Genomic DNA, 373 nt, shown 5'->3' with positions numbered 1-373 from the left:
AGCCCGTGCGCTTGAACTTCCTTATCCGGGAGGGCCTCATATTGATCAACTGGCTCAAGAAGGCAAACCGTCGATTGATTTGCCGCGGGCATGGCTTGAGGAAGGTTCTTTTGATTTTAGTTTCAGCGGTTTAAAATCAGCCGTCATGAATACACTTCATAATGCTTCTCAAAAAGGAATCGTGTTGGATAAAAAAGATGTGGCAGCAAGCTTTCAAGAGAGCGTAATTGATGTTTTAGTGGCAAAAACTGTCCGGGCAAGCGAAAAATATAAGGTGAAACAAGTGCTGCTTTCTGGTGGTGTTGCCGCGAATAAAGGATTGAGAACAGCCCTTCAAGAAGCTTTTAAAGGAAAAGAAAATATTGACATCATT

1 protein-coding gene is annotated in these 373 nt (G+C 42.6%); it reads left to right on the top strand.

From position 1 onward, the window contains the following. Positions 1-373: Kae1-like domain-containing protein (locus tag AC0KTX_RS10015; RefSeq protein ID WP_474252061.1), on the top strand; the 373-nt coding region annotated here is incomplete at both ends.

The organism is Aeribacillus sp. JST-2 (assembly GCF_056032925.1).
The sequence above is the reverse complement of the archived record's forward strand: the minus strand, read 5'-3'. Positions and strand labels throughout refer to the sequence as shown.